A 5,501-nucleotide genomic window follows, 5' to 3' on the forward strand; every position below is an offset into this window, starting at 1 on the left:
GAGCGTCAGGATGAATACCATGAGTTCCGTCAATCTGAACAGCATTTGTAATCTATTTAAAAGTAGTAACTAAACAAGTTGAAGATCTTTCAATTTGATTTGAAGAGATCTTCACTTGTACACGTTAATCACATGACTAATGGTTGTTTAAAAACCTGAATTAATGGAAGGTTCGCATTTACTGCAGGCCTGCAACATCCAATTCAAAGCAAGTATATTGTATGGAAAAAGAAGCAGATATAGTCATTATCGGATCAGGGATTGGAGGCAGCTCTTTAGCTTACAGCCTAGCAGATTCTGGTAAGCGAATTGTTATATTGGAGCGTGGCGAATATCTAAAAGATACCTTTGAAGCTCGTGATGATGCTTCAATTTTCTTGAAAGGTTTCTACAAATCCTCTGAAGTGTGGGAAGGTACTGATGGAGAGAAATTCCTACCAGGTAATTATTATTATGTAGGTGGAAATTCGAAATTCTATGGGGCGGTCATGTATCGCTACCGTGCAGAGGATTTTAAGCCAAGAAAACATATGGAAGGAAGTGCTCCCGGATGGCCAATTCCCTATTTAGAGATTGAACCATGGTATGAGCAGGCTGAGGAACTATTTAAGGTTCATGGAAAAGCAGGAGAGGATAAGACAGACCCACCTCGAGCTAACTCGTATCGTTATGATCCAGTACCTGATGAACCAGCGATTGCTTCTGTTCGTATGCGGCTTAAAAAGGCAGGTGTGAATCCAACTACCTTACCTTTGGCAATTGATATAGAAAAATGGCTTGATCGCGCCCCAACAGGCTGGGATGCATTTCCTAACACAGGATTAGGGAAAATTGATGCGGAAGTTGGTCCTTTAGCTCGAGCTTTGACGTATCCAAACGTTTCGTTGATTACAGACGCAAGAGTTTTACGCCTTGATACTGATATCAGTGGAGAGAAAATAACTTCAGCTACTTATATTAAAGATGGCAAAGAGTACCAGATTCATGCTGATATCTTTGCAGTTGCCGCGGGGGCGGTACAGTCTGCAGCATTGTTACTAAGATCAGCAAATAAAATATATCCAACTGGATTAGCGAATAGCTCAGATCAGGTTGGAAGAAATTTTATGAATCACAATACCACCGCTTTGATTGCAATTGATCCAAGAGCAGAAAATACTTCTGTATATCAAAAGACGCTTGCATTTAATGACTTCTATAACAAGGATCCAGAAACAGGTTTCCCTTTAGGAAATGTTCAATTACTTGGTCATATTACAGGAAATATACTCAAGGCTAATTTGCCCTCACTATTTCCTCTATGGCTATCAAATTTAATTGCTCGTTATTCGTATGGTTGGTTTCTTACTAGTGAGGATCTTCCTAACCCTGAAAGCCGCGTTATGGTACGAGATGGCCAAATTGTGATGCATTGGGTACGTTCCAATATGAAAGCACACAATGAATTGATTAAACGTACTCGTGCTGTCATGAAAAAAGCAGGTTTTCCTATTGTACTGACACACACATTTGGGCGAAAAACTACTTCTCATCAGTGTGGCACAGCCAGACTGGGAAATGATCCTAAAACATCTGTGGTCTCTCCGAATTGCCAGTCTCATGATATTTCAAACCTTTACATTACTGATGCATCGGTTTTGCCAACGTCTGCTGCAGTAAACCCTGCTTTAACAATAGCGGCTTTAGCACTTAAAGCAGGAGCAGCCATTAAACAAACTTTTTAAACATACATTTAAAGCAGTTAACGGTAATGCGTTTGATTTGTAAAACAAATCTATTGTACCGACGGTATTTAACTCAAGAGTGCCAATTTTCCAGATGGTGCTTTACGAGTTAATGAATATTTTAATTTCTATTTGTGGTGTGTATCTAACTTTACTTTAAAGGGATTTAAGTATGAAAAAACGTGATAATTCTCTTATTACACAAAGAATTCGCTTAGCAAGATTAGCTACTTTTGGTGGCTTCATGCTAATAGGCGCAATGATTTATGTTTGGTCAACTAGTGTTAGTGCTTATCGGCATTATCTAGGATTAAATGGAGCTGAAGGTGATGCAAGTTTCGGTATCATTGCGTTAGGTATAGGGGTTGGATCTGCTGTTGGTGCTCTAATAATTGGGCGATTTATCGACTTATTTGGAGCAAAAAGCGTAGTAGGGTGCACACTGATTTTATATCCAATTTCTATCATAGCTATGGGGTATATTCCAGAGTTTTGGTTTGCATTTGTTGCTGGTGTAGTAATGGGATTATTAAGAGGGGCAACTGATTCAGCATTAAATGCACATGGAGTTCAGGTTGAACGCTTTTATAAAAGACCAATTATGTCAGGTTTTCACGCCTGTTATCCTTTAGGGGGATTTATATTTGGTATGTTAGGTAGTTATTTTGCAGGTATAAACCCAAATAGCGCCACAATTCCATTTACTATATTGGGAGGTGTATTACTTATTGTTAGCTTTATTTTATCTAGATTCTTATTAGATAAGCATGAGATTGTTGAAGATGATTGGCAGGAAAATCATACTGAAAATTCTGATGATAAATTAAACAATTACTCTAATGGCTATATTGTACTGCTCATGATTGGTTTTGGGATCTTATTGCTTGCAAGTATGTTTGGGGAAAATGCTGTAGGTGATTGGGGACAAGAATATATGCATCGTACTTTGGGTACGACTACAGCTGTAGCTGGTATGGCGATTAGTTTCTTCTCAGGTGCGCAATTTATTGGAAGACTATTTGGTGATCGTTTAACGGAAAAATTTGGTGCTCCAAAAATTGTTTTTTGCAGCGGAATATTAGCTATTTTAGGTTTACTTTTACAAACATTTGGAGGAAGTGTACAGCTTGTTTTTTGCGGATACGCTTTATTTGGTTTAGGTTTATCCTGTTTAGCTCCGATTATGCTATCAAGTGCAGGTAGGAAAGATCCTAAAAATGCAGGGCGTAATATTAGTATCGTTAATGGAATTGGGTACTCTGGTATGCTTTTAGCTCCTGCAATACTTTCAACGATAGTAAGTCAGTTTGGTATTGAAAGATTACTTTATTTCCCTATAGCTCTAATGATAATTTTCGTAATCATCACACCTATTATAATGAAAGAGAAAAAGAAAAATAAATTTGTCAAACTTCAAAACGCGAATTAGAAGAAAGCATCCACCTTATAAATTAATAAGGTGGATGCTACATACTAATGAATAGGAATTAAAAATGACTAATATTTTTCCGGACATTTATTTTTTACATAAATTGGCTGATGTGGCAGATGCAGAGACATTACCTAGATTTAGGTCTCATATAGATTTAGAAATTCAAACAAAGCTAAAAAAGAATGTGAGTTTTGATCCTGTAACTATTGCGGATAAAGCTGCCGAATATGCCATGAGAAAAATGATTACAGAATATTATCCTGATCATTCAATCATGGGAGAAGAATTTGGAGCGATTGAAAACGGAGAAATAAGATGGATTTTGGATCCCATTGATGGTACTAGACCCTACCTACTTGGTATTCCAGTTTGGGGAACTTTAATTGGACTAGAGCATAATGATAAAATGTGCTTAGGTATGTTAAGCCAACCTTTTACCAATGAGCGGTTTTGGTCTGATGGAGAAAGTTCATTTCACCAATACAATAAAGTGCAAAAAAAATTAAAAATTCAAAGGAATAAAAAAATAAGTGAAGCGATATTACATATAAATCATCCTCGTTCATCAAATCTATACCCGCATATCAACTTCACTGAATTATCTGAACAGGTTTTAATGACACGTTATGGCGCTGAATGTTATGCCTTTGCAATGTTGGCAGCTGGGTATATTGATATTTGTTTTGAGTTTAGTTTACAGCCATACGATATAGCCGCATTGATACCAATTATAGAAAATGCTGGAGGAGTGATTTCAACACTTGATGGATCTTCAGCACACAAAGGTGGAACAATCGTCGCTGCTAGTTCTCAGTCGCTACATGAACAAGCATTAAAGATATTGAATAGTTAAAAATATATAAAAGTCTCGAGATAAACTTATGAAAATTTATTTAAATGGGCAAATTACGCCTACTGATTGTAAAAATTTACTTGAACTAATTCAATATCTTGCATTGGAAAATAAGCGTTACGCTATTGAATTTAATTCAAGAATTATTCCAAAAAGTAAATTGGAATGTACAAATATATCTGAATTTGACCGTATTGAAATTATTCATGCTGTCGGTGGTGGCTAAGCTAGGAGTTATGCATGCAGGATCTATCTTTTATTAGAGACAATTCACTCATTATTGGTTCACGTTCTTTTCAATCTCGTTTATTGGTTGGAACTGGCAAATATAAAGACTTAAATGAAACGGATGTAGCTATTCAAGCTAGTGGTGCAGAAATCGTAACAGTCGCAATTCGTCGTGTGAATATTGGACAAAATCCAGATCAACCAAATTTACTTTCGGTCATCCCACCAGAAAAATATACAATCTTGCCAAATACCGCAGGTTGTTTTGACGCTGACAGCGCAGTACGTACGTGTATGCTAGCGCGCGAGCTACTTGATGGTCACAACCTAGTAAAACTTGAAGTGTTGGGTGATGAAAAAACCTTATATCCAAATGTAACCGAAACTTTAAAAGCGGCTCGTACTTTAATTGACGACGGTTTTGAGATTATGGTCTATACCTCGGATGATCCAATCATTGCGCAAGAACTTGAAAGTATGGGCTGTGTTGCAATTATGCCTTTAGGTAGTTTGATTGGTTCAGGTCTAGGTATTTTAAACCCGCATACCATTTCAATTATTAAAGAAAATGCCAAAATACCGGTTTTAGTTGATGCTGGCGTTGGTACAGCAAGTGATGCCGCAATTGCGATGGAACTTGGTTGTGATGGCGTACTGATGAATACAGCAATTGCAGCTGCAAAAAATCCTATTTTGATGGCTTCTGCAATGAAAAAAGCTGTGGAAGCAGGACGTGAAGCATTTTTAGCGGGTCGTATGCCACGTAAACGCATGGCAAATGCGAGTTCACCTGAGACGGGTTATTTCTTTAAATAAAGAGGAATAGGTTTTTTAGGTTAAATATGCGTCATAGTGCGTTATAAAATATAAAGTTGAGAAATTGTTTATTAATGTTCTGATTTTTATATTAAATCCAGTGATAGGAGGATACCTATTTCTGGATTTTTAATATTTAAATGGAAGTTTTTTCAATATGGAATTTTATAAACGTATAGCACTATTTAATACATTTTTACTACCACTCACTGTCATACATGCATTTGAATTTAATGGATATATAAGATCGGGTATTGGATATAGTGAAAAAGGGGACACACAAAGCTGTTTTTTTATGGACGGTGCTAAAAGCAAATACCGTTTGGGTAACGAGTGTGAACAGTATGTAGAGTTAACTGGTACTCAGGAAGTATATAAATTTAAAGATAATTCTACAGTGGCCCTAAAGGGTACATTGGCGTTATTACAAGATTTTGGTGATGATAAA

Annotated in this window: 6 protein-coding genes; all 6 read left to right on the plus strand. The window is 36.7% G+C overall.

Features of this window, described 5'->3' with window-relative positions:
• The first annotated feature begins 221 nt into the window (after positions 1-221).
• A complete protein-coding gene (locus KTI79_RS18980) occupies positions 222-1,724 on the plus strand; it encodes an FAD-dependent oxidoreductase (protein WP_086375838.1) in 1,503 nt (500 codons plus the stop codon).
• A gap of 172 nt (positions 1,725-1,896) precedes the next feature.
• On the plus strand, positions 1,897-3,153 hold the full coding sequence (locus KTI79_RS18985; RefSeq protein ID WP_086375839.1) for an MFS transporter: 1,257 nt from the start codon (positions 1,897-1,899) through the stop codon (positions 3,151-3,153).
• Positions 3,154-3,217: 64 nt separating this feature from the next.
• Entirely contained in the window at positions 3,218-4,009 is a 792-nt protein-coding gene (locus tag KTI79_RS18990) for an inositol monophosphatase family protein (RefSeq protein WP_031963998.1), read from the plus strand.
• Between the two features lie 28 nt (positions 4,010-4,037).
• The gene (thiS, locus tag KTI79_RS18995; protein WP_024437037.1) at positions 4,038-4,235 is read left to right on the plus strand and encodes a sulfur carrier protein ThiS; all 198 of its coding nucleotides are present in this window, start codon (positions 4,038-4,040) and stop codon (positions 4,233-4,235) included.
• A 32-nt stretch (positions 4,236-4,267) separates the two neighbouring features.
• Complete coding sequence (locus KTI79_RS19000) at positions 4,268-5,053, plus strand: thiazole synthase (protein ID WP_086375840.1); 786 nt, start codon at positions 4,268-4,270, stop codon at positions 5,051-5,053.
• Positions 5,054-5,210: 157 nt separating this feature from the next.
• Positions 5,211-5,501: carbohydrate porin (locus KTI79_RS19205; RefSeq protein ID WP_410374439.1), on the plus strand; the 291-nt coding region annotated here is incomplete at its 3' end.

Source organism: Acinetobacter sp. WU_MDCI_Abxd143 (genome assembly GCF_025514195.1).
In the GTDB taxonomy this organism is placed as follows: domain Bacteria; phylum Pseudomonadota; class Gammaproteobacteria; order Pseudomonadales; family Moraxellaceae; genus Acinetobacter; species Acinetobacter pittii_H.